The sequence below is a fragment of the Algoriphagus marinus genome, from assembly GCF_001936475.1.
In the GTDB taxonomy this organism is placed as follows: Bacteria; Bacteroidota; Bacteroidia; order Cytophagales; family Cyclobacteriaceae; genus Algoriphagus; species Algoriphagus marinus.
The window spans coordinates 1-25,003 of the sequence record NZ_MSPQ01000020.1; the positions used below are offsets into that span (position 1 = coordinate 1).

At 36.9% G+C, this 25,003-nt stretch carries 22 protein-coding genes; 1 reads left to right on the forward strand and 21 read right to left on the reverse strand.

Going from position 1 to position 25,003, the window contains the following annotated elements; translation table 11 throughout:
* From BVC88_RS21500 to BVC88_RS20450, 15 genes are all read right to left on the reverse strand, one after another.
* The coding region (locus BVC88_RS21500) for a hypothetical protein (protein WP_217694778.1) at positions 1 to 296 on the reverse strand (296 nt) is incomplete at its 3' end.
* Positions 297 to 310: 14 nt separating this feature from the next.
* Complete coding sequence (locus tag BVC88_RS20385; RefSeq protein ID WP_083639238.1) at positions 311 to 967, reverse strand: class I SAM-dependent methyltransferase; 657 nt, start codon at positions 965 to 967, stop codon at positions 311 to 313.
* Between the two features lie 16 nt (positions 968 to 983).
* Complete coding sequence (locus BVC88_RS20390; protein WP_075352589.1) at positions 984 to 1,661, reverse strand: class I SAM-dependent methyltransferase; 678 nt, start codon at positions 1,659 to 1,661, stop codon at positions 984 to 986.
* 87 nt (positions 1,662 to 1,748) lie between these two features.
* Positions 1,749 to 2,351, reverse strand: coding sequence for an acetyltransferase (locus BVC88_RS20395; protein ID WP_075352590.1), 603 nt, complete (start codon positions 2,349 to 2,351; stop codon positions 1,749 to 1,751).
* The gene (locus BVC88_RS20400; RefSeq protein ID WP_075352591.1) at positions 2,348 to 3,433 is read right to left on the reverse strand and encodes a DegT/DnrJ/EryC1/StrS family aminotransferase; all 1,086 of its coding nucleotides are present in this window, start codon (positions 3,431 to 3,433) and stop codon (positions 2,348 to 2,350) included. Before BVC88_RS20400 ends, BVC88_RS20395 begins: the two co-directional genes overlap by 4 nt.
* Before the next feature lie 774 nt (positions 3,434 to 4,207).
* A complete protein-coding gene (locus BVC88_RS20405; protein WP_075352592.1) occupies positions 4,208 to 5,398 on the reverse strand; it encodes an ATP-binding protein in 1,191 nt (396 codons plus the stop codon).
* 299 nt (positions 5,399 to 5,697) lie between these two features.
* Positions 5,698 to 6,954 (reverse strand): dTDP-4-amino-4,6-dideoxygalactose transaminase, encoded by a 1,257-nt coding sequence (gene rffA / locus BVC88_RS21635; RefSeq protein WP_245803694.1) that lies wholly within the window; start codon positions 6,952 to 6,954, stop codon positions 5,698 to 5,700.
* A gap of 527 nt (positions 6,955 to 7,481) precedes the next feature.
* Positions 7,482 to 8,150: a GNAT family N-acetyltransferase gene (locus BVC88_RS20415; protein ID WP_075352594.1), complete on the reverse strand. Its 669-nt coding sequence runs from the start codon at positions 8,148 to 8,150 to the stop codon at positions 7,482 to 7,484.
* Positions 8,151 to 8,353: 203 nt separating this feature from the next.
* Positions 8,354 to 9,268 (reverse strand): glycosyltransferase family 2 protein, encoded by a 915-nt coding sequence (locus BVC88_RS20420; RefSeq protein ID WP_075352595.1) that lies wholly within the window; start codon positions 9,266 to 9,268, stop codon positions 8,354 to 8,356.
* A 448-nt stretch (positions 9,269 to 9,716) separates the two neighbouring features.
* Positions 9,717 to 9,995, reverse strand: coding sequence for a GIY-YIG nuclease family protein (locus BVC88_RS20425; RefSeq protein ID WP_075352596.1), 279 nt, complete (start codon positions 9,993 to 9,995; stop codon positions 9,717 to 9,719).
* Positions 9,996 to 10,480: 485 nt separating this feature from the next.
* Complete coding sequence (locus tag BVC88_RS20430) at positions 10,481 to 11,257, reverse strand: ABC transporter permease (RefSeq protein ID WP_075352627.1); 777 nt, start codon at positions 11,255 to 11,257, stop codon at positions 10,481 to 10,483.
* Between the two features lie 47 nt (positions 11,258 to 11,304).
* Complete coding sequence (locus BVC88_RS20435) at positions 11,305 to 12,270, reverse strand: ATP-grasp fold amidoligase family protein (RefSeq protein ID WP_075352597.1); 966 nt, start codon at positions 12,268 to 12,270, stop codon at positions 11,305 to 11,307.
* A 27-nt stretch (positions 12,271 to 12,297) separates the two neighbouring features.
* Positions 12,298 to 13,191 carry a glycosyltransferase family 2 protein gene (locus tag BVC88_RS20440; RefSeq protein WP_075352598.1) on the reverse strand — a complete coding sequence of 298 codons (894 nt, stop codon included), beginning with the start codon at positions 13,189 to 13,191 and terminating at the stop codon, positions 12,298 to 12,300.
* A 229-nt stretch (positions 13,192 to 13,420) separates the two neighbouring features.
* Positions 13,421 to 13,927, reverse strand: a complete 507-nt coding sequence (locus BVC88_RS20445; RefSeq protein WP_075352599.1) for a winged helix-turn-helix domain-containing protein — start codon at positions 13,925 to 13,927, stop codon at positions 13,421 to 13,423.
* Between the two features lie 123 nt (positions 13,928 to 14,050).
* Positions 14,051 to 14,404, reverse strand: coding sequence for a four helix bundle protein (locus BVC88_RS20450; protein WP_075352600.1), 354 nt, complete (start codon positions 14,402 to 14,404; stop codon positions 14,051 to 14,053).
* 613 nt (positions 14,405 to 15,017) lie between these two features.
* Between BVC88_RS20450 and BVC88_RS20460 the strand changes: the two genes are divergently transcribed.
* Complete coding sequence (locus BVC88_RS20460; protein ID WP_075352602.1) at positions 15,018 to 16,391, forward strand: hypothetical protein; 1,374 nt, start codon at positions 15,018 to 15,020, stop codon at positions 16,389 to 16,391.
* Here the strand turns inward: BVC88_RS20460 and BVC88_RS20465 are convergent.
* The 6 genes from BVC88_RS20465 to BVC88_RS20490 form a co-directional block, all read right to left on the reverse strand.
* Positions 16,352 to 17,167, reverse strand: a complete 816-nt coding sequence (locus BVC88_RS20465; RefSeq protein WP_139316616.1) for a hypothetical protein — start codon at positions 17,165 to 17,167, stop codon at positions 16,352 to 16,354. The two genes, BVC88_RS20460 and BVC88_RS20465, sit on opposite strands and share 40 nt — an antisense overlap.
* Positions 17,168 to 17,514: 347 nt before the next feature.
* Positions 17,515 to 18,402, reverse strand: a complete 888-nt coding sequence (locus tag BVC88_RS21240; protein WP_139316617.1) for a hypothetical protein — start codon at positions 18,400 to 18,402, stop codon at positions 17,515 to 17,517.
* A 593-nt stretch (positions 18,403 to 18,995) separates the two neighbouring features.
* Positions 18,996 to 20,519: a hypothetical protein gene (locus BVC88_RS20475; RefSeq protein WP_075352605.1), complete on the reverse strand. Its 1,524-nt coding sequence runs from the start codon at positions 20,517 to 20,519 to the stop codon at positions 18,996 to 18,998.
* Positions 20,520 to 21,125: 606 nt separating this feature from the next.
* Positions 21,126 to 23,576 carry a leucine-rich repeat domain-containing protein gene (locus BVC88_RS20480; protein ID WP_075352606.1) on the reverse strand — a complete coding sequence of 817 codons (2,451 nt, stop codon included), beginning with the start codon at positions 23,574 to 23,576 and terminating at the stop codon, positions 21,126 to 21,128.
* Complete coding sequence (locus BVC88_RS20485) at positions 23,563 to 24,402, reverse strand: hypothetical protein (protein WP_075352607.1); 840 nt, start codon at positions 24,400 to 24,402, stop codon at positions 23,563 to 23,565. Before BVC88_RS20485 ends, BVC88_RS20480 begins: the two co-directional genes overlap by 14 nt.
* On the reverse strand, positions 24,399 to 24,977 hold the full coding sequence (locus BVC88_RS20490; RefSeq protein WP_075352608.1) for a hypothetical protein: 579 nt from the start codon (positions 24,975 to 24,977) through the stop codon (positions 24,399 to 24,401). Before BVC88_RS20490 ends, BVC88_RS20485 begins: the two co-directional genes overlap by 4 nt.
* Positions 24,978 to 25,003: the final 26 nt, after the last annotated feature.

The window sequence follows — 25,003 nt, forward strand, 5'->3', positions numbered from 1 at the left end:
TCTAAATTATTAATATAAAAAAGTGATTTCTTAAAACTTGTTTTTTTAAATATAGAAATTGAAAAATTAAAATTATAAAATATATTTTTAATCAAATAAAAACTAAATCCATTCCTTAAAAAAGAAACCCTTTTATCTATATGATTTGAGAGGACTTTTTCATGTGAAAATGATTTACCCCTCTTAATTGAAAAAACCTGAACATCATAATTATTTTCCAACAAGAAAATTATTTGATTATAGATAAAGGTTTCCGAATAAACAGGAAAGGAATCTAGAAAAAATAAGATTTTCATCTTTTGTAATAAAATCAAAGTTTCTTATAAATGAAAAAATCAGATTTTGACGTACCTTTTTCTCCAGTAAAATCAAACTCATTCTTTTTAGTTTCTATTAATCCAAATTCTATAATATTTGAGTCTACCCAATCAGTAAATTTTCTATGTCTAACATGAAGGGAATCCTCAGATTGAGATATTTCCTCATTTGACGAATAAATAATAACAAATTTATTAGCGGCAGTAAAAAGATTTTTCATATACAGATCAAAAACCGAATCCTCGACTAAATGGAATATTACATCTAAAGATATTGACAAGTCAGCTTTTTCTCCTGCATAATTCGATGTTAACTCAAACCTTTTACTTTTGTCTAAATTGAATTTCTTTCTACATTTATTTAATATAAATTCTGAAATATCTAAACCCAGATAATTCTTATAATTCATTAATGAGAGCTGATTTCCATCACCACATCCAAACTCAATTATAGAATTAATATTCTCTTTATCTACAAAATCATTTAAAAAAGCTGCTTTAAATTCGGCTAATCTCCCATAGGATCCATCACCTGAATTTCTACCAGATTTATATCTAGCATTCCAGTAAGAATTTGAGTCTTTGAAAAGAAAATAATTTTTGTACAAGTTTTTATAAATTCTACCTACAATTTTTTTTATCGGATTCATATACCTAACCTAATTGTTAACTAATTTTTTTTATAGCAAAACTTGGATGACTATCAAGTTCCATTGTGATGTAAACTATTTCCCAAGCATTTTTATTACAAAACTCATAAACAGCTTCAATCACTCCATACCTAACGATTCCATCCCAGTTTCCAATAATAAAGTCATGTCCGGCTATTATCCCATCAGGCTTGATCTTTTTACTCCAGACCTCAAGTTCTAATATCGTAGTTTTATAGGAGTGATCGGTATCGATATATATCCAATCAAAATATTCATCTTCAAATTGCCCTCCTACTTCAGTTGAATATCCTAGATTGATTTCAACTTGACCAGAATCAATTTGATCTTTAAATTTTTGTTTAACATCATTCTTCTTCCCCTCATTATATCTTGAACTACCCCAAAGGTCAACTAGATGAAGCTTTTTTGGCTTACATATATTCAAGATTGACTCTGAAAACTTCCCCTCATCTACTCCAAGCTCAGCAACTATGCTAGATTTAGGCATTTTTTTAAGTAATTCTTCTCTATTTAAAAGTAATTGTGCATTAGCTATTAACTTTTTTTCCAAGTTAAACTTTGGAATCTGACTTGAAGCTTTCTTGTTGTTTTCCTTGATCAATTCTAAAAAAATTAAATAAAGTTTACTTTTTATATATCGCGGAGTAATACTTAATAAAAGTTTTTTCATCTTTTAACTATTAATGTTTATTAGATTTCTCAAACAACAAGTAATCTTAAAGATTATAGTTTATTGTTGAGATTATTCCATTTTAATTTAACATCTATAGCCGATTGCCACTTGTACCCCATCCAGCACATCTTCAATCACCACAGCCCCTGCTGCCACAGTCACATTATTTCCGATTTTCACTTTGGGAAGAATAGTAGCATTTGCGCCTATGGAACAAAAGCTTCCTATCTGAGCCTTTCCTAATAAGACGGCTCCTGGATTGATTTCGGAGAATTCCCCAATCACGACTTCATGATGGATTTGTGCTCCTGTATTGATCAGACAACCTTTGCCTATTTGTGTATTTGCTCCGATAAAGCATAGATTGAAAATATCGGCTTCATTGTCAGTACTGAAATTACTAAAAACTATCCCCCTCCCTTTCACCGAGTGAAGCAGTCCACCCAAACTTGTAAATCTTTGGTAAAACTGATAGCGAACTTTTGGATTTCCAGTGCCTAAAATGAACTTAGGATCCTCCAGAAATGCTTTTGCAATCTCCTCTTCTTTATGAAGGATAGGGTATTTCCCTTGGAATAAATCCCCCGGGTTTACTTCATCAAAAAAGCATAATCCTTCTGTTTTCCCTTCTGAAATCAGAATATCCAGCAACTCAAGCGCATGACCTCCAGCGCCGGCGATTATCATAGATTTGGATTATTTTGGACTCTTAAAAGTAGTCTTGCGATCATTATTTGCTCTTCTTTAGAGAGTGTATGATAAATTGGCAAGCAAAGCACTCTGGATGAAGTGTCATCCGAAACGGGACAACAACCAGATGTATAATCCAACAGATTCAATCCAGGATAGAAATACCTTCTACTTCCTATCCCATTTTCCTGTAAAATTTTGATGCTTTTCAGGAGTTGATCTTCCGAAGAAAAAAGAATCGGAAAATAGCTGTAATTGTAATTTTCGATATTACTTGTTTCCGGATAGGTTATTTTAAGCCCGCCAAGTAGTTTCTTATAATGTTGAAATTGATCTTTTCTCTTTTTCTTTATTTCCTCCATTTCTGGAAGTATACTTAATCCCATCGCTGCATGGAATTCCGAATTTTTACCATTTACTCCTACCCCATTGAATTTTTCCGGACCATCATGCCCAAAGTTTCTTAAATAGCTCATTCGCTTTAGCAGCTCAGGATCTTTCGTGAAAACCGCACCTCCTTCGATGGTATGGAAAAGCTTTGTGGCATGGAAGCTACAAGTACTGATATCCCCATACTCAAAAATTGATTTTCCATTCACTTTTACCCCAAAGGCATGTGCACCATCATAAATAACTTTCAGACCGTATTTATCTGCTATTTCCTGAATGCGCGCTACTTCACAGGGAATTCCATAGATATGCGTGGCCAGGATTGCGGTAGTTTTCGGGTTGATGGCCGCTTCGATCATTGCCGGATCAATCGTCAGTCTATCTGGTAAAATATCTACAAAAACAGGAGTGCATCCTTCCCAAACAATGCTACTCGTGGTGGCCACATAAGAGAAGGGTGTTGTGATAATTTCCCCTTTCAAGCCTAGGGCTTTGATTGCTATTTGGAGCGCAATAGTGCCATTACCTACATAGAGCATTTGATCTATCCCAAGATTCTCCTTGAGTTTTAGCTCCAGTTCATTCACCAGCGGCCCATTATTCGTTAGCCAGTTTCGCTCCCAAATACCATGTAAATACGCGTCGTACTCAGCTTTAGGAGGAAGGAAGGGTTTGGTGACGGGGATCAAGAAAATAATTTAAAATTGAGAATGTAAAATTTAAAATGGGTTTGAAAGGTTTAGGGTTTAAAAGTTTAAAGGGTTAAGTCGTCAATTGTTAATTATTTATGGTTTAAGAGGTTAAAAGTTTAAGAGGTTAAATGTTAAGCGTTAAACATTAAACTTTTAACTACTCACTATTAACTTTTAACTATTAACTATCTTCCGGGCACAGCTTCGCCCTTTCACTCCCAGCAAATTATCAGAGTTTATCCTTTTTACTTCCCCTTTGCTTCCCTTCAATAGCTATCGGGAAGAGGTTGCAGAGTGACTGAGTAATAAAATTACTCGGTTGATTGGTAATAACAAATCTTAAGGACTGTTGATAATGAGAATTCTTTCTATGTGATAAGATCTCTCCTCCTTTCAGTCGTCGAGATGACCAAGTCCTCCCGGCGGTCGTCGAGATGACCAAGTAGGCAGTCGAGAAGACTAGTACGCTGGTCATTTCGAAGGAGGTAATCAAATAGTTGCTTTTACAAATATTCCCCAGCCGACTGAGAAATCTCTTTGACCGATTAGACCCCTCCTTTGAGATTTCTCCCTGCGGTCGAAATGACTAAGAAGAGACCATCGATATGACTAGTACGCCGGTCATTTCGAAGGAGGGAAACAAATAGTTGCTCTTACACATAATCCTGAGCCGACTGAGAAATCTCTTTTAAACGATGAGATTTCTCCCTGCGGTCGAAATGACCAAGTAGACAGTCGAAATGACCGTAGGTTCTAAGCCACTCTATTTTTTCAATACAAAAACCCAAATAGCCAAAGCGGGATTTTCTTACCAAAGCCTATCTCGATTCCGTCTGCTGCTACAAAACAATCAGTCAAGTCAGGATCTGGTAGATCTTTGTTTTTGCCTCCTACCTCCACCGTCCATGTTTGATCTATTTTAAAATCAGCTTTTGCAGGTAAAGTAACGTTATGCTTATAGCCAACTTGATTAAGAAAGAATGTTTCCCTTAAATTTCCAACATCCACATTTCGCCCAAGTGCAAAGGCTAAATTGGTGTTTTCTAAATACAGCTTTTCAGGTTTTTGCAATACCGAAATACCTGTGCTGGACGAATAGAGATTAGTGGTAAGCTTACTTTCGTGTAGGTAATTGAGATAAATAAGCAAGGTAGTTCGGTTGATGCCTATTTTTTGACTCAACTTGGAAACATTTGGAATAAAGGGGACTGAGTCAGCAATTACGCCTAGCAACTGTTTAATTTTTGGCACATAAGCCAGGTCAAATTTTCGCAATTGGGGTAGTTCGACTTCGAGAATTAAATTCACTACAGACCTTATTTGCTGATCTGTAAGGTTTCCAAAATCTCTATAAAAAGGGTAATAGCCAAAGCTCAAATAGTTTGAAAAATATTGTAAGGGTCTTAACTGACTACTTATTTCACTTGCTAGGACCATATGTTTCTCAAAGATGGATTCCAATGAGAAGATTGGGAATTGCATGCCTTTCTCCAAATTAACATACTCTCTAAACGAGAGACCGGTCATTTGATAAATAAGGGCTCTTCGGCTGAGATCCGCAGAAGCATTGATAATTTCCAGCAGGGATGAGCCTGTGAAAACTACTTTTACTTCCGGGTAAAAATCATAAATGTTTTTGATTTCTCTTGACCAATTTGGGTATTTATGAACCTCATCCAATACTAATTGAGTACCGCCTTGTTTGGCAAATTGGTCTGCAAGATCAGAGAGAGAATGCGTAGCAAACCAAATATGATCCAAAGAAACATATAAGGATTGTTCTTCCCTTCCTTTGAATTCCTTTTTTAAATATTGTAGGATTAGTGTGGTCTTTCCCACTCCTCTCGACCCTGTAATGCCAATGAGACGTGTTCTCCATTCGATATCCTCCATCAGACTTCTCTGAAATCCAAGATCAGTTTTTAAAAGTAGCTTTCTATATAGTTCAAAGAGGATTTGCATTATTGTTTATTATGATACACAAAAATAGATAAATTTTGTATATCATGGTGTGCAATTTATAATACGTTTTTCAGGAAATTGAAATTTTAATGAAGGTGTTGGAAACTAAAGAATTTAAAATGAATGAATTGAGAATTTAAAATGCCCTTTCCCTACAGTACTTTATATTGGCTTCGCCTTGGTGGTTTTGGGTTGCCTGTACCCCGAGGCGGATCGATTGCCTACTGCCTACTGATCACTGCCTACTGCCTACTGAACACTGCATATTGAACACTTCCTACTGATCACTGTCACACTGCCTACTGATCACTGTCACACTGCCTACTGTCCTCCGGTAATTCATAAAACAAAGGCAATCTCAATAAGCAGTCAGAATAGCGGTCGGAATTGGGTAAATGGCGCTCATATTGGTCCGGGAAATGCTTTTTGGCGAATTCTGATTTATGAAGGCTTTGATAATGAACCACCGAGAGTATTCCTTTTTCATTTAAGGCAGCAGCGTATTGAGTTCTACTTTCCAAGTTTGGGAAAAGGAGGTAGAAGAGGTGGAAGTTGGAAATGAATTTAAAATGTAAAATGGAGGAATTTAAAATTGAAAGCTCCTGATCGCTATTTGAAGTTGAACTGTATACATTGTCAGGCTGAGCAATCGAGAGACGGGAGTCTAGAGGTTCGAAGTCGGTTGTCCTCGACTCTGCTCGGAATGACAATCCATTTTCAATTTTAAATTTTAAATTCTTGATTAACTCAATATATGAAGGACTCAAAACATTTGTTTTAGCGAAATCGCTATTGAAAGCACTATAATAGTCTTCCCAAATCTCTTTTCTTCTTGCTTGAATCTGGTCTAAGTTTTCCAGCTGCGCCCAAAGGAAGGCAGCGTTTAGTTCGGAGGGCAGGAAAGAGCTTCCTACATCTACCCATCCGTATTTATTGATTTCTCCCCTAGAATATGCCACTCTTTCTGTTCCTTTTTCCCAGAGGATTTCGGCTCTTCTGATCATGGAGGGATCATTGATCATCAGCATCCCTCCTTCCCCACATTGGATGTTTTTGGTTTCATGAAAACTCATGGCTCCCAGATGTCCTATACTTCCCAAAGCTTTTCCTTTATAAAAAGAATCAATCGCCTGCGCAGCATCCTCAATCACAAAGAGCTTATGTCGATTGGCAATATCCATGATTGTATCCATCTCACAGGCTAAGCCTCCATAGTGCACCACCACAATTGCTTTAGTCTTTGGAGTGATTAATTCTTCAATCAGCATTTCATCCATATTGGGATGATCCCCTTTACTATCCACAAATCGGATTTTTGCTCCTCGCAACACAAAGGCATTGGCGGTGGACACAAAAGTGAAACTGGGCATAATCACTTCATCACCAGGCTCAATATTGCAAAGCAATGCTGTCATCTCAAGGGCGTCAGTGCAGGAGTTTGTCAGCAGGCATTTTTGGAAACCGTATCGCGCTTCAAAAAAGCATTGACAGCGATGCGTGAATTCTCCGTTGCCGGAGATTTTACCCAAGCTTACTGCTTCCTGAATGTATTTCAGTTCATTGCCTGTGAGGTAGGGTTTATTGAAGGGGATGGAGGGATTTATGATGTGTGATTTAGGATGTAGGATTTAGGATGTAGGATTTAGGATGTAGGATGTATGATTTAGGATGTAGGATTTAAGACTTGAGATTTGAGATTTAGGATGTATAATCTTTTTTTTAGGAAGAAAATGTATTTAAAATAGCATGTGTATCCGCAATGTTGCACGTCGAGAAAATTGAGGTAAACTGGTAGCGGATACACGTCTACATGCCACGGTCCACGGTCCATAGCAATATTCAATTAGTGATCATGCCATTCTTTATTTGGGAACGTGCAACATTACGAATAGTCATATAAAATAGGGTCTACTTCTATTATAGAAGGTTCTTTCTGAAGTGATTTCAATTCTTTCTGGCTAATCGCATTTTTATATACCAGTAATCCACTGGAAATGGACAATACGGAAGAAAGAAAAGGGGAAATCCGCATTTAAAACCTTATGATGATTTGAGAGATTAGAAATGCTATCATCCTATGAATTTAAACTGAAGGGTTCCAGCAATGATAGACAAAGGTTTCATTTATTAAACTATAGCCTAGGCTTTCATAGAGTTGCCCTGCGGCAGAATTCGACTTTTGAGTGGAGATAATAAGTTTGCTAGACTGGTTTTGAAACGCGTAAGACTCTATGCTTTCCAACAGATTTTTCCCAATTCCTCTTCCTCTCCTCTTTTCCTCCACTGCGATCAGAGAAATCTTTCCATAATTTTCAAAAAGATTAAAAGAGGCGAAACCCTGAAATTCACCAGCCACAAAAAGATTTTTATTTTCGAAATCCCGTTGAATCCATGCTTGGTAAAGATTTTGAAATTCACCGTTGGAAAGACGGGGGTCAGTTTTAAATCTGGAATATTTCCCGCTTTCAAAAGCTAAATCCAGAAGTCTCGAATCCCAGTCACCGGTATACTTCGAATACTTAACAACATCAAAACCAACGTCTTTTAAGTCTTTTTCAAAAGTGACAGTATTGTCCATTTGAAGGATTTTCTTTGAATTGATTTCTTGTTTCTTCCCTGAAAAAATATAGGTCAATCTAAAAAACCTGGTTTCTTCTAAGAACTCCTCTTCATTCCAGTCATCAGAAATTTCCACTTTCCCCACTGGGTAGCCGAATAGTTGAGAGTCATAAGGGAGAAAGGAGATTTTCATTGTAAACCTTCTGGAAGGTGTTTTTTAAATGATAGGATAGGTCCTATGTGCGAGGAAGGTTTATTGAAATACTATGGAAATACTGTTGAAATAGTCCCTTCGGGAGAAATATGAATTCAGTATTTCAGCGAAGCTATATTTCGCTAAGCCTATTTCAGCCGAAGGCTATATTTCGCGAAGCCTTTTTCAGCCGAGGAACGAGGCTATATCTTCTTCTCTATAATATAAATCGGTCTATTCTTTACTCCTTCAAAGGTTTTACCGATATATAGCCCCACCATACCTAGCGTTACAAGCAGAAAGCCGGTTAGCATCCAAATCGAAATAATCAGGCTTGCATATCCTGCGACGATGATATCTCCATGTAGGTATTTGTAAAGCGTAAAAAGTGCGAAAATGAAACCCGTAAGCGCTACAAGCATTCCAAGCTTGACTGTCAGGCGAATGGGTTTATCTGAATAGGCCAGCATAATATCTAAAGCTAGATTAAAAAGCTTTTTGAAATTATAATTGCTACTTCCCTGCTCTCGTTCTGCATGGATTACATCCAATGTGGTTTGTCGGAAACCTACCCATTTCACCATCGTAGGAAAATAGCGAATGCTTTCACGCATCAGAACGATCTGATCTATGACTTTTTTATGGTAAATCCCAAAATTACCTATGGTCTCATCCTGATCGGATCCTGTAAGCCAAGCGAGGCTTCTGTAGAAAATTCTGGAAGAAAGTCTTTTGAAAAAGCTATCTTGTCTATTTGCCCTTCTTGCCAAAACCACATCAAAGCCTTTTTGGGCTTCCTCGTAGAGATTTTGAATTTCCTCCGGCCTATCCTGCAAGTCGCAATCCATTACCACAATCCATTCCCCTTTGGCTGCATCCAAGCCTGCAGTGATTGCATAATGTTGACCAAAATTGCGGGAAAGTTTGATGCCTGAAAGTTCCGGATACTTTTTAGCCAATCTCTCAATTTCAATCCAGGAATTATCCTTGCTCGCATCTTCTACTAAGATGATTTCATAGGAGTCAGTGATTCCGTTAACAGCTTTCCGGATTCTATCTACTAGTTCCTGCAGAATCGCTTCGGATTGGTAAACTGGAGAAATTATGGATAGATGCACTTTTTTAATTTAAAATGAAAGAATTGAGAATTAGAAATTTAAAATTTAAAATTAGTAGAAATCGGGATTGAACGTAGTATGAATGGAGAAATGTAAAGATTTAGATCTCTCCTTTGAGATTTCTTCTCCGCCGCGGCGGATCGAAATGACTAGTACGCCGGTCATTTCGAAGGAGGCAATCAGAATTTGCTTCTACACATAATTCCGAGCCGACTGAGAAATCTGGTTAACCGATTAGACCCCTCCTTTGAGATTTCTCCCTGCGGTCGAAATGACTAAGATGTCGGTCATTTCGAAAGAGGCAAACAAATAGTTGCTTTTATAAATAATCCCGAGCCGACTGAGAAATCTCTTTTAAACCATGAGATTTCTCCCTGCGGTCGAAATGACCAAGTCCTCCCTGCGGTCGAAATTACCAAATAGACAGTCGAAAGGAGAAATCTCAATTCTATTCAATTTGTAAAAAATCCCAATTGGGATTTTCAGCTTCAATAAGATTATTCTTTTTTTCTCTCCTCCACTTTTTAAGCTCTTTTTCTCTTGTAATTGCCTCCTTAGGAGTTCCATATTCTTCAAAATAAACTAAGAAGTGGCATTTGTATTTTGATGTAAATGAATTGGAGGATCCTAGGCCTGTTCTATGTTCATACAACCTTCTTTGAAGATCATTAGTCACACCTATGTAAAGTGTTGATTTTGTCTTGTTTGTTAGAATGTAAACGAACATTAAAGAATGGCTTTTTAAAAAGAGAGATTTATCAAATTATTCTTATACCGGAGATCTCTCCTTTGAGATTTCTTCTCCGCCGCGGCAGATCGAAATGACTAGTATGCCGGTCATTTCGAAGGAGGCAAACAGTTGTTCCTTTTATACATAATCCCGAGCTGACTGAGAAATCTCTTTGACCGATTAGACCCCTCCTTTGAGATTTCTCCCTGCGGTCGAAATGACCAAGTAGACCGTCGAAATGACTAAAACGCTGGTCATTTCGAAGGAGGCAAACAGTAGTTGCTTTTACATTTAATCCCAAGCCGACTGAGAAATCTGGTTAATTGATGAGATTTCTCCCTGCGGTCGAAATGACCAAGTCCTCCCTGCGGTCGTCGAGATGACCAAGTAGACCGTCGAAATGACTAAAAGCAACATTTGATATCACTTTTTAAACTCTAAACTCCTCTCTTTAAACTCTAAACTTTTAAACTTTAAACTCCCTAGGCAACATCCGCAAATATTCTTTCCATCCTTCGGAAATACATCATCCCAAAAATAAATAGGATAAATGCCACAATCGTCCCCGGCCAGATCCACTCCCAAGGCATAGGTCTATCCAGGAAAGCTGCTCGAAAACCTTCGATCACTCCTACCATAGGGTTTAGAATATAGAATTTTTGGTATTGCTCCGGAACAGCTGTGGTGCTGTAGACTACCGGTGCAGCATAGAGTAAGAGTTGAACCACAAAAGTAAGTGCATGCTTGACATCCCGATATTTCACTGCCATGGCAGAAAGTACCATTCCCATCCCCAGACTACACATCAGGAGTTGGATGATCAAAAGAGGCAAAAACAATAACCCCCAACCCGGAGTAATCTGGAAATAAATCAGCATTCCGATAACCACCACAAAGGCAATGATAAAATCCAGAAGTTTGGAAAGAATGGATGAAAGCGGCAATACCATTCTAGGGAAATAAACCTTAGTAATCATATTGGCATTTTGGATCAGGGAATTGGCAGACTCCGTGAGTGTACCTGAGAAGTAATTCCAGGGCCAAAGTGCTAGATAAGAGAAGAGCGTATAAGGAATACCGTCCGAATCTACTTTTGCCAGATTTCCAAAAACGACTGTAAACACCAGCGTGGTAAATAGTGGCTGTATGATTGCCCAAGCCACGCCTAAAACAGATTGTGCATAACGGGCTTTGATTCCTCGAAGGGTGAGGAAGTACAACAGGTCTTTATAGCGCCAGAGCTCCTGAAAATCAACCATTTTCCAGCCTGAACTGGCTTGGATGATTTTCACATTCGGTTTAGTATTCAAGCTGATCTTGTTTTATCTGTTTTTGAAGTTTTCTTTTTCTTTACCAAATCCAGCATTTCGTAAAAAGTAATGTCTTTGTTTTCCGGAATACAAAGGTTGCCCAAGGCCAAACTGTAGTCATAATCATCTATCACACTGTGGCCTGAACCGGGATACTGAGTGATTTCGCCAAAGAAAATCCTGGTACCTATGGAGTAGAGATCCACCCGGACAAATTCAAAAGGACTGGCCAGTTTTTCGGCTATTTCCTTCATTTGATCCAGCAATGGAAAGTTTGGGATTTGCTCGAGTTGCAAGGAACCATCCATCATCACTCCATAAATAGGGTTTAAATTTTCATCCGTATATAAGCGTTTCTGACCTTCGAATCTATCAGAAACAAAAAGGATCATTCTGGCTTTTCCGTGAAAGCAATAAATCTTCACATCCTGAGGAATCTTTCCGTTTTCATCCCGAAGAACTTTCTCGCAGATTATTCTTCGCGGAATATCCCGATAAGCCCACTCGTGCATCCCTTGTCCATAACTAGAGGAAAGCCATTTTTGGCAGTTTTCTTTAACTAAATCCGGATCTTCTCCAGGTTTAACGAGCATATTTCCACCCGAGAAATGGTTGGCCTTCATAAAGAACTCAAAATCCCATTCCTGATGGGGAATATCCAATCCAGTTTTACTCACATGATAGATGGGAATCAAAATCTCATTTGCAGCTTCTTCTCCCAATACGTCTTTGATATAATCCCGAACTTTTAGCTTATCGGAAGTAAGTACGATTAGCGGATTACGGTCATGAATTTTTTTGTGAATTATCCGCTCAGGGAGCGTAGTGGGAGATTCTAAATTCAATTTATACCCATGAAGAAAGTAAAACGATTTCTTAAGCTTAGGATAGCCTAAAACCCTCTGTCTCAAATTGTAGAAACTATCCCTGATTCGCTGTATCTCAATTGAAATTTTACTCAAGGCTACTAGTCAAATAATGATTCTTTATTAATTATCGATTGTCTCGAGAGGCTGAGTTGGACTTACCAATTCAAGGATCAATCTTTCAAAATAAGTCAATGAAAAACTGAATTTCCTATGATAGGTAGCCACCAAAAAATATTTGAACGCGATCCTTACCCTTTCCTTTTGGGGAATAACTTGCTTGAGTGGATTGGTATTTCTGCTTAAAACCTGAAGGAAAAGTTCTAATTCACTCATTAAAATCCTGTGTCTATCTTGGTAGGAAGAGGTGATGGATTTTGATACTACATAGTAAGCATAGCCTACCTTTTTGATTATTTCAAAATCTCTAAACCTGAGTAAAACCCTGAGGTACAACTCCCATTCCTGATGTCGGTATAAATTCTCGTTAAACAGGCCCACTTCTTCAAAGACATGCTTTCTAAAAAGAGGGGCTCCGGTAAAGAACAAAATTCTAAATCGAAGGTAATCCGAAATCAGATTTTGGGACGAGAGTGTTTGGGTAAACTTGCGGTTTCCATCAAACTCTTCCTCAAATTTCAAATCTGCTTTTGTCACTACAAATGGAACTTCTTGGTTGCTTTCAAGTGTCTCGACTTTCATTTTGATAAACCAGGGATACATGATGTCATCACTGTCAAACCACTGAATGTAATCTCCTGAGGCGAGGCCATAAGCAAAATTTCTGCAAAAATTCGAGCCCTTTGGAATATGTTTCGGTCGATCAAAAACTTTAAATCTGGAGTCTCTTTTCTGGAAGTCATGAAGTATTTTCCTGGAAGAATCCGTACTCCCATCATCCACGATGATGCATTCCCAATTTTTGTATTCCTGTTCAAGTATGGATGAAAGGGTGTTTTCCAAATACCTATCCTTATCGAAATTGGCCATTAAGATTGAAACAAGTCCCTTTTGCATAATTTAAACTATCACTTGAGGTTAGTGGGAAAAGAAATTTCGATTTTCTAAAATAGTTAAAATCTTATTTGGATATAAGCAATTCTGCAAGTAGCCGAATTTTAATTTAAAGCACCTCAACCTCGCTTGGTGCCCGATTGGTCTTGGTTTAGAAAGGAATCCGAAAATAGAGTTACTTTCTTATCATTTCCAGATAACTGATTCAGGCTTAAGTCCAGGGTCATTGTAATTATTTTCCGAAAACCAGAATCCCCGAAATATCACCTGGATCCTCTTCTAGAATTTCTACTTTCACTTTTCGTTTAACTTTTTCATAGGTTTTTTCCAAAATGAAATTCAGATAGTCTTGATCAAGATTTTTTCCAATCAGGATCATATCCACTGTCCCTGAATCTATTCCTTTGGCGTAATCACCTATTATATAAGCGCGCTCCACGGCTCCCATCCGTAAAACTATTTTTTCGACCAGTTCGTCCAAGCCGAGGAATTTGGAAACCATGGCCTGGATTTCGGTGAAAAAGGGATGACGTTCATTTGCACGGTAGACCTTGGTTTTTCCTTCATCCACTGACACTAGCAATCCTGCCTCTGTAAGTCGATTGAGTTCGACACGAACAGAATTGGTAGATTCATCAAAGTCCTTGGCAAGTGAACGCAGATATCCCGAATTGGCATGTGAAAAGAACTTCAGAAGAAGTTTAATTCGGGTTTTGGAAGTAACTAGGGAGTCGAGCAAGTTTTGAATTTAAAATTTATAATTAAAAATTTAAAATTATCTCCAGCTGAAAGGTTGACGTTAATTATTGAGATTTATGGTCAAAGAATGGGTCTATTTCAATTAGATCTAGAATGAAAAGTTTTATTTAAGATTTTCTCTTGATTTCTTAATTATTGAATTCAGCAGTAAAATAATTTCATCTATCTCTTTTTTCATTTCAGGGATATCATTATGATCCTTAAGTAACTGATCCCTATCTAATAATGTGATCCAATATTTTGATTCCCTAGCTTCCTTATTAGCAATAGTCAGCTTGGCTATAAAATCAAGTTTAGAATGAGCTACTTGAGCTTCTTCAATGTTTGCACCAATCGATGTTCCTGAACCTACTAATTGATCAGCAAGTCTGAAATGCCCTTTTTCTCTCAAAGTCAAATAGGCTGAAATGGTCAATTGTGCATAATGGAAAGACTTGTCTAAAATTACATTTGCCATAAAAATTTAAAATTAATTAATTAAAAATTTAAAATTACCCAACATTTGTACTCGCGTTTCTCCTTTAAAAATCTAACCGAATATTAATCATTAAGTTAATTCAAAAGTTTTAATCTCATTGATTCTTTTCATCTCAAGTTGGGAGATGCTGTTTGACTGGAGACTTCAGATCAACCAAATCATCCCACGACTGAAATTGCTTATAGTAAGATACAGGTACCCTATAAATTGATTAATTAAAAATTTAAAATTACCTAACATTTGTATTCGCATTTCGGCTTTGCGAAACCTAACCAAATATTAATCATTAAGTTAATTCAAAAGTTTTAAACTCATTGATGCTTTTTTGGCAATAATTTTAAATTAAAATTATTTTAAATTCTAAATTCTAAAAAGCTTCGCCCGGTCAGTCCCATTACAGAAATTAGCGAATGAGTAAAAAAATTACTCGGTGAACAAATTTAAGGGGAGCATGGATAAAAGCAAATAATTTCTGAAATCGATAAAGGAAAGCTTTTGGTCTGTAAGCAAATTGGAGTTTGGCTTTTTATTCTCAATCTTTAGCGTGAAAACCAAGCAACTCCCGCTGTTTAGCAATAGAATTTTGTACTGAATGAAATCTAAAATAATCACACAATCAAATTTTTTAGTAGTGTTGATTTTTGGGCTTTTCGCAGTCTATTTCTATTTCTTTTCATTTATAGGATCAGATTACTCGCCTTACTATGGAGATGAGTTTTTTTATTTTAAAAATGCCGAATCCTTTTATCAGTTTTCCGAATTTCACGGAGCATTCACTTATTCAGGGAAAGGTTCAAAACTTTTGGGATTTGATCCACATGGTCCTGCCTATCCTATCCTCTATGGATCAGTCGCTAAACTCATTGGATGGCATGGTCCCCTAATCCCGATCTTCAATTGTGGGATTTTGATAATTGCCCTATTTTGTCTGTTTCTCCAAAAAGGACAGTCTTTAGAACTCAAATACATCCAAGTGATTCTAATCCTGGGAAGTCCTGTAACCCTTTTTTATTCTTTTAGCTTTTTACCCGAATTGCTTCAAATCGCAGGTGCAATCTTTCTTTTTTTGCAATTCAAACAGTATTACAGAACCCAAAAGCAATTCGATCTGATTCTTCTTACGCTTCTAATCCTATCGCTGGGAATGATCCGGACCATATGGTTTTTTGCATTGATTGCATTGATGATCTCTCCAAAAGGAATAAACTGGCGTGTAGGATTAGGGCTATTACTACTAGCACTGAGTCTTTCCTATTTTTCTCAAGCTTTATTTCATGAACCAGTCCCGAATACATTTTCGGAACTTAGCGAATTGGTCAGATCTAAAAACTACGGCGAGGCTGTAGAAGTACTCATCTTTAACCTTAAGCGAAACCTATATTTCGTGGGTACTTATTCGGAAGGAAAATTTTACACTATACAAAAAATCTGGCTATTGGCTTCTATAGCTTTTGCTTGGGTATTTTTCAGAAAGGAAAAACTTGTTCAGGTAGGTTTGCTGATTTTTGGGATGACCTATTTGTTCAATATGTTTTTTTATAAAAACTACAGTTGGGTAGATCTAAGGATGTACACTCCTATCCTGCTGTTCATCAACCTAAGCATGATTGCTTCCTCAAATCACAAGTTTATTTCAAAAAGTTTGGTGGTAATGGGACTGAGTTCATTTGTTCTTATTATCCCTTTAAGCAAGAAATTGATCAGTTATAGAATCATTTCAGATCTTAAAAACATTCCGGAATCTACCAAAGAAGCATTATTGGACCTCAATCAACCTTTGATTTTGATCAGCAAACAAGCCTTACAAGAATATTCATTGGATCAACTTCCAATTAGTACCCGGGAAAAAAAGACTATAAGGTATATTTTGCCATTTTATGAGGTTGAAATAGAACAACCAACCCATAAGATTACCGAAGAGAAAGGTCAACTTAAGGTTAGTCCCGTAAAAATTCTAAGCCAATAGGCTAATCCAAATCCAACCTGAATCAGATAAATGAATATCATCACCTTTATCTGAATTGAAACTTTTCCAGGACTTTTGAAGTAGGATTTTGCGACTGCAATTAAAATACTCAAATGAGTCAGAAAGAGTGCCACAGGAATTTGCCAATAGAAATTTGCATGTAATTCCCGGTATCCGGATTCAGCAAATACCGCATAAATAAAAAAGGCAAAAAAGAGTAATAAGAGGGAAAATGTGAAGTATTGAGACTCGAAAGCCTTTTTTCTCCAAAGAATTAAATACATAAGGATCAAGGGAATACTCGAAACAAAGTCGAAGAAAGGTTGCTCCGATAAGCTAAGCCATACATAAAATGGATTAATCACCACTTGCGATATTTCTCCTTCGGTATAGAGTTCTTCAATCATAGGATCCCAGGAAAAAATCAGGAATTTCTCAATTAGGATAAGGAAAAATATACCTAGACTTAGAAAGAGGGAATTTCTTACTTCAGTAGAAAATACTCTTTCTTTCCAAAAGGAATAAATGGGTAATGCAGGCACATAGCAAAATAGGAAGCTGGGTTTGATTAAGAGAATCAGAAAAGAAAGTGCAATAAGAGCATAGTAGTCCGAGGTTTTCTGCGATTCAAACCAATCGAAAGTTTTCTTAAAAAGTAGGATACAGAACGGGAAAGATGCAATCAGTGTGGAATTGTGCCAAATAGTCTGAGTGAATTTTCCCAGATACCAAAATGGACCATCAATAGCAGGGATGAAAATGGGAGATAAAAACAAAAAAGATAATGAAAGCAAAAAACAAGTGAAGGCACTAAATTTAATTTCCTTGCTTATCCAGCCAAAGACTATTTTATATTTCCACCAAAGAAAAAATATTAAAATAAAAGCTGAACTAACTAAAAAAGGGTATTTAACTCTAACAATAAGATCCAATAAATAAATAAGAAAATAGTATCCTGGTGGTATCGGGAAATTACCAGCTAATAAATACTTTTCAAGTAATAAATTATGATCTTTGATATCTATGAATCCAAAAAACTTAATAAAATATCCAATAGTTAAAAGATTTATAGCAATAACAATTAAATCAAATTTCGAAGTTTTAAGAAGTCTTAAAAATTTATTCATTTTTCAAAAAGTATAATTCTCATGCTTCCTGAATAGTTTGAGGCAGACTTTTCGAAGTACATGGAATTTGATTCATAAATTTCTTTTTCAATAAGGTATATCCTATTTGAATTTAAATCCTTTTTTTGACACTTTTCTAACAATGTAATCCAGCCTAAAAGCTTAAAATTAGCTGGACGTCCTGGAATAATCTTCATATAATCTACATTTGATGCAATTAAAAATACTTCCCCGGAATTATTTGCATTCGCTTTAAGTATTAATTTTTCCATTTTTGTCGTAGAACTATCAATATTTGAATAGCTGATTAAACTAAAGACATGGTAAACGACTATTGAAATAAGGAAGAGAAAATAAATCAGATTAAAGGATTGATTCCTAGTATCATTTTTGGAAAAAATAAAAAACAAACAAAAAAACACTATAAAAACGAGTACATAAATTTGGACCTTCAATAGAAAGAATGGGGATGAAAAAAGAACAACAATACTTAAGAACGATGTTAATCTTAATGTTAAATTCCAATCTTTTACAATACCAAAACAAAAAAAGCTACCTATTAATAGCAGGAAAAAGCGTTCATGAATGATGAAAAAATATAAGGATTTAACTATTGATTCAAAGCTTAGATAAGCCACTCTTTTCTGATCAAGTAATTGTTTCCAATCTTGTAGTTTTTTTATTGATAAATCGTCAGTTCCAAAATCAATCAGTCCATTTGCAAAATAATAAAGTGAGGGATCATCCTCTTTAAAATCATCTTTATTTAGCTGTAATACTGGATGATCAAAAACCTGAGATCTTAGCTTATTCAATTTTTGAAAATCGCCCAAACCCATTTGATTAACTCCTAATTGAGTTAATCCAAAAAAGACAAATAGCAACAGAAGGGGAATTAGGACAGCCTGAAAAATCCTCCTTTGTCTCAAAATTAAATTTAGAACAAGCAACCCGGTAAGAATCAAAAACGGAACTTCCACTCGAATCAAAAAGCCTAAAAGAATCAGAATATCCGTGCGATAAAAGGTTAATGCGATTTTGGGGCTATTCCATTTTAGGATTCTTGCAGAAATTCCTGCTGCAACAGCAAATGCTGAAACAATGGAAAATTGAAGAAAAAAAGAGAAGTGGATCAAGAAAGCAAAGAGAAAAAGAGCCCAGATATGAAAAGATAATTGCTGGAAATTCTTCTTCGACACCAAGTCCAGAAAGACCAAATAACTCAAATACATACCCAAAAACCAGGTCAACGGATACCAGGGAATTGCAGGGAAAAAAGTATAAAGTTTGGAAAAGCTCCAACTTAAAATAGGGTGAATAAAAACAGCAAAGGATTCCGGCTCACCTGTGTAGGCTCCAGAAACCAGCCACATCATCAGTTCATCGTCGTTGGTCTGAAATCGCCAAGGCAAAAACCAAATTAGAATCATCGAAGCTAAACCCAGCAAAGCCCAGAACCAGAAAAAAGACTTTGTGCTTACTTTTTCCATAGAATCTGTAACTTTTCACCATTGGGTTGAATCAATTCCTTTTTCAAAACCCAGGCTGATCTGTCAAAAGGAAAAGGTTCTAATTCATTAAAAAGAATAAAGTCTAAGGAATCTCCATTTTTCAAAAAGAGAATCGCCTGGGAGCTTTTCCAATAAGCTGCGGAAAAGGGGGAATTCATATCCAAAAGGTAAAGAATCCCCGGGTTTCTAAATAAAGATACAATTTCGGTGTCATCGTTATTTTCAATTTCAGTTTTTATAGCATTCAAAAACTCCACTTGCTTCTCTGAGAGCAAGATTTTCTTTCCTGATTTGTATTCCCAGGCTCTTGTAGCATTCCATAAATATTCACCTTCAAAAGGCGTAAACCAAATCCCAAATAGTACAAGAACCATAGAACAGAAAGAGGCAAATACATTAAATCGCATTTTGAATTCAGGAGAGGCGCCCTTCAAGAGGATCATAAGCGCAAAAAGCCAAAAAACCCAATAATGAATTCCAAGTCGCAACCAATACACATTGCTACCAAAATGAAGAAAGAAAGGGAGTAAAAGCAGAATCAGAAAAAAAAGGGTTTCTCTTTTGCTGAATTCATTCATAGAAATACTTCCCATTTGCCAGCTAATCGCTGAGAATGTAGCCAAAATCAGAAAATGACTCCATTCTGAAGTAATGAAAGTATGGTAAAAGACCAGAAAAAATCCTACGATGGCGAAAATCAAAAGCACAGGATAAAACTTGAAGTTAGCCTGTTTTAATCTTGCAGGAATAAAGAAAAACAGTCCCGCCAAAAAGCACCAAAACCCTCCTACCGTAGTGTATTTGATTAATTTAAAAACACTATAATCCTCTCGTTGGAAGAGAAAACCATATTCACCTGTCAATCGGCTTAGACCATTTTCTCCAAAAAAGAAATAAAATAAGCCTTCAAAAAAAAGTAGGGGAAGGCAAAGAAATAGCAAACCGGAGAAACTCAAATCTTTCTTCCAGAGTAAATAAATCAGAGTAAAAAGCCCAAGAAGGAATCCTGCACTAATCTTTGCATAAAAAAGAATCAAGAAAACCAGTCCAAGAAAAAGCCAATCGATTGAGCTTTGTTCCTGCTTGGAAATAATCCCCAACCAGAGACAGGCTGCAACTACTGAAATGGAATTATAAGACAGCGTAGGCGGTAAAAACCCATAGCCAGAAAACAATCCGATCAATGCCATCAAAAAGATGGACAGGGATATTTTTTCAGCATCGAAAAGGTTTTTCCAAAAAAGAGCCAAGCCAAATGCTCCGGCCATGTAAGTCAGTAATCGAAGAATCCTCAATTCTACTATGCCGAATTCTAGCCCGGAAATTCTATAGAAGAGTTTGAAAAAAAGATCATAATTAAATACTCCACCTATATTTTGCTGATTGGGGTCCGCGAGGAAAACATAGAGTCCCTCATCGGAAAAATCAAAGCCTCGAGGAATTCCAAAAACTATAGCGATAAATGATAGGAATAGAAATACCCGAAACATCACGAAAAGTAGCCAATTTTAGCCTTTTACTCAAAAATTACCATTTGTAAGTCAAGTGTATTTTTATCGAGGATTCCTGTCTTGAGATGAAATCGAGCATAACGATAACGTCACACAGTGGGATGTCCCGATGGCTATCTGGATCCAAATGCGAGATTCCCCCGAAACAAGTTCGGGGCAGGCTATGTGGCCAAATAGAAAAATTATAAACACTTGAAAATGTGGAAAAGTATCGCAGTTAATCAAAATAAATACCCTGTATAGGGTATTTTTTAAAGCAAATGTGTGGATACCTTTATATCAGGGTGATTAAGCAACTTTTCTACCGATTTTTAAAAATCATAAGGCCAATTTTCCATATTTTTTGACATATCATTTTTTGAAAAAATCCCGGCAACGGGATTTTTTCTTTGCCTATTTGCAAATGAGATTTATGATTATCCGAAAGGCTGCCAGTAGCCTTATTTTCTTTGCTTTTCTAGACGGATGTCGGATGACCGGTGACCGATGCAAACCAAATTCAGGTCTTACCCTAAATTTATAAGGGCTATCCCTTTATGCTGATGTAATTACAGATATACAAAGAATGAAATTCCAGCTTTTTGATCAATAGAATCTAACTTCACAGTTTGGATTTGCTTTTTTGAAGCTATCCACCGATCGAGTTGTAAGTCGAGTATTGAAACAGGATAACTTTTTAAGATTGATCAATCCTTCAATTTGCTTCAGCGATCTCAGGTTGGTGCTTGCTACATCCAGTTCCTCCAAATTGATCAAGGGCTCCAAACCTTTAAGGGTTTTAAGATTTGTTCCTGAGATATTCAGATAAGTTAGGTTGAATAATGCAGAAAGGGCTGTTAAATCCTCAATGCCGGTATTGCTGATATTCAATTTCGTGAGTTTTGGCAATTGGCTGACACTGGAGAAGTTTACCACAGGAACCTGTGAGATGGTCAATGTTTCCAATAATTTCAATTCGGCAATCGGAGAAATATCCCCAATAGGAGCATCAAAAACCGTTAAGGCTCTGAGATTGATAAATGCAGTGACCGGGGAAATATCTCCTATGGATAGACTCTCGAATGACAAGCTTGGTACTGAAGTCATGCGGTGAAGCTCGTCCGTAGAAGGATCTTCAGGAAGTGAATTCTGTCTTCTAAAGATTCCTTTCCAGGAAGGATCTAGGGCTTCCCACCAATTCTGAAGCTCAGAGGTTCTGAATACAATTGTCAGAGCTGGTTTTTTTAATAGAATCTCAGGAACTTCTTCAGGAAAAATAGCTCCTTCATTTACATTAATGTATTCCAAATTAGGAAGAGAGGTCACATCCAGAATACTGGAAATTGGACTAGCTTCCAAATCAATTCGAACTAGATTTTCATTTTGGTTAATAGGAGAAATATCCTTGACAAGAGTATTCTTCCCAGTTATTTCAACGAGTGTTTTGACTTCACTTAGGGAAATAAGATCCTGAATAGGATTGCCTGAGAAGTCCAGTTTCTCCAGCTTAACAAATCTGGTAATTGGATTGAGTGATTCTATTCCCGAGTTACTCAAATCCAAAGTTGTCAATCCAATTGTCTCGGTCAATACTTCTACCGTTGGGTTCGTTCCTGCCAGATTAGGATTTGCTTTTTTCAGCACTTCCATCCAGTTTGGCGACAAATTATTCCACCAGGAAGTCAGATCCTTTACATGGTGGATAAGCAGTACTGTAGGATTATTTCTGGTAAAGTTATTTGCAGCCAATACGGATAATTCAGTCTCATCCACCAACACCTTCTTCAAATTCTCTTTTTTATTTAGCGGAGAAATATCTGAAATAGGAGTTTTGGTAAGATCTATGATTTCCAATTGATTCAAGCCTATCAATGGTGACAGATCCTGAATATTGGTATTCGAAAGATTCAAATAGACCAGTGAATTAAGATTCTTAAACAGATCCCAGTTGATGATGTAATTATTGCTTAGATCCAGCTCTTTAAGATTTTTCAATTGAGAAATATTCTCTGCATTGTTGAATCCACTTTGTGGCAGAATCAATCTTTCCAAACTGTCAAATTGATTCAAAACCGCGAAACTTCTAATCGGAGTCTTTTCAGCTTCGAGTGATTTCAAAGATTTAAGATTTGGCAATAAGCTTATGTCAGAGATCTGCGTATTCGAAATATTCAGTCGCTTTAATTTATCAGAATACTTAATGAATTGAATATCTGAAGTGGGAGTATTTGAAACGTCCAAATCCTCCAAGAAAGTCACATTTGAAATAGGCCCAAGCTCTGTAATAAGTGTATTGCTCAGGTTGACAAATCTCAATTGTCTCAAAGCTTCCATAGGACTAAGATCCAATAGAGAATCAGTGCCTGAAATATCCAGTGAATCCACACTGACAAATCGATAAAGTTGATCCAGATCCACAGAATCATATTCTGCAAGTCCAAATCGCTCTTTAAAATACGCTTTCCAGTTGGGGTTGATACTACCCCACCATTCTATCAGCTCCTCATCCCGGCTTACCTTTGTGGTATAGATACTTACGATTTTCAATTCGCCTGATTTATCCTGAAGATTGACTTCTACAAATCTCGGCTTGGTATTGGAGACTTTTTCACCTTGAGTACCTACAGCTGTAATGGTTCGGTCAAGTGAAACCACAAAATATACTTGGCCATCCTCTTTTTGATTTGGCTTGACATCTCTGATTTTAAATTTAAAATTGATGTTTTTGTAGAAAAACTCTATATCCTTCAAATAGGATGTGACATCCTTGTTGGTTACTACCTTGCGATCCAGCAAAAGATCATCTTCTACCTGAACCAATCCATCTCTAAAAATTTTCAAATAGCTTTCACGGATCACTACATCCTTGTCCCGAGCAGGGGTTTCCTGTGAACCTATTGTGTTCAATAAATATTCTAAAAATCGGACTTGATCCTCCACTTTAGTGGAATACTCATCGATTTCATCCTTTGTATAGCCTTTGATGGTTTGGGAAAACCCAATACTGCAAAGCAAAAGCAAGGCGAAACTTAGAACTGTCCTTTTAATTCTGATCATAAATGTATTTCTGTATGGTCTCTTTATCCCCTGGTTTTAATTTGACCAAATTTGAAATCAGCCATCCGGTATTGAAACCCGGTCGATTGAACTGACTTACCTCAAAGTACCAGCCTTCAATTTGGAAGAAATGAAAACGGACCCCATTTACGTTATCAAAACGTAAGTTTCCCAACTTCATTTCGTACAAGAATAAGGTTAGGTAATCGGGAGTAAAACTTGTCTCAGTATAAGCTTCCGGGGATTTAGAATCCTGAAAAGCCCTTCTAAGATTCATGAATCCTAGCTCATGACTAAGCGGATGAAGAAAGTCTTTTTCATCACCCACAGGTTTGTTAAACAGATTCTTGAATGGGTCAAAAGAAACTGCATCAAATACCCATTCGTAGCCTAGGCCTTCAGGCTGAAGCTTTAAGATTATGGTGACCTTTTCTCTTTTTCCTTTATAAATGAAATCAGTCTGAACCTCAGAGAACCATCCTTCTCTGTGAAAATTGATGTATTGAGGATAGCTGGAGCTCAAAACAGTATTTATAAATTCTGTCTTTAGCTCTTTGGAGATTGAGGAAGTCTGATTGTCAAAAAGGATTTGGATAAATCCCTGTCTAAGCGGAACATTATGGTAAAGGGAATCTCCCGGGTAATAGCGAATCTCTCCTGAAGGAGATTCTTCGGCATTGAACCTTCGGAAGAATTGGTTTAGTTGTTTGGTGGATGCGGCGAGTCTGCCGTCATCCTTGATAGTTCCGGGGCTGCCTATGCCCTGCCCCGGAACTAAAGAGATGCTTGCGAAACTGATCGCAAGAATTAAAAGAATTATTCTCATGCTGAGGTTTCTGTCACTCTCACATCGCCGAGCATGACATCCCAAAATTCAATGGTTCTACCTGCAATTTGGGTTTGCTTTTTCTCAACGTAGATGGTAATGTCCTTCTTGGTAGTATCCTTGTAGTTCATCCCTGTTTCAATAGATGTACCTTCGAATCGCTGATAGATTGTGATTACTCCCACATATCTGCCGTCAGGTTGACGCTCAAGATCAGAGATATATTGAATGTCGTACCAGGTAATATTCACTCGGTCATAGTTCAAAGCCATCAATCGCTCAAAGTATCTTCTTACTTTATAATAAGCGATATCGTTTGAATTGATGCTTGACACACCCATTTCAGCTCCTGGAGCGAAAAGCTCCTCAGCTCTGTCCATCACACGGTTAGCCTCAGAGAATTGTGTCTCTTTGCTACCGATGATGCTGATATATTTTGAAAGATCTTTTACTTTTTCAAGAGCAAGAGAGTCTATTGCCTGCTTACGAGCTGGGCTGATATTGTCTGACTGAGCAAATACTCCAATTGAAGTAGCAAGGAATAGGCCCAGGAATAGAATAAGTTTATTTTTCATTTTTTTAAATTTTAACTGTTGGGCTT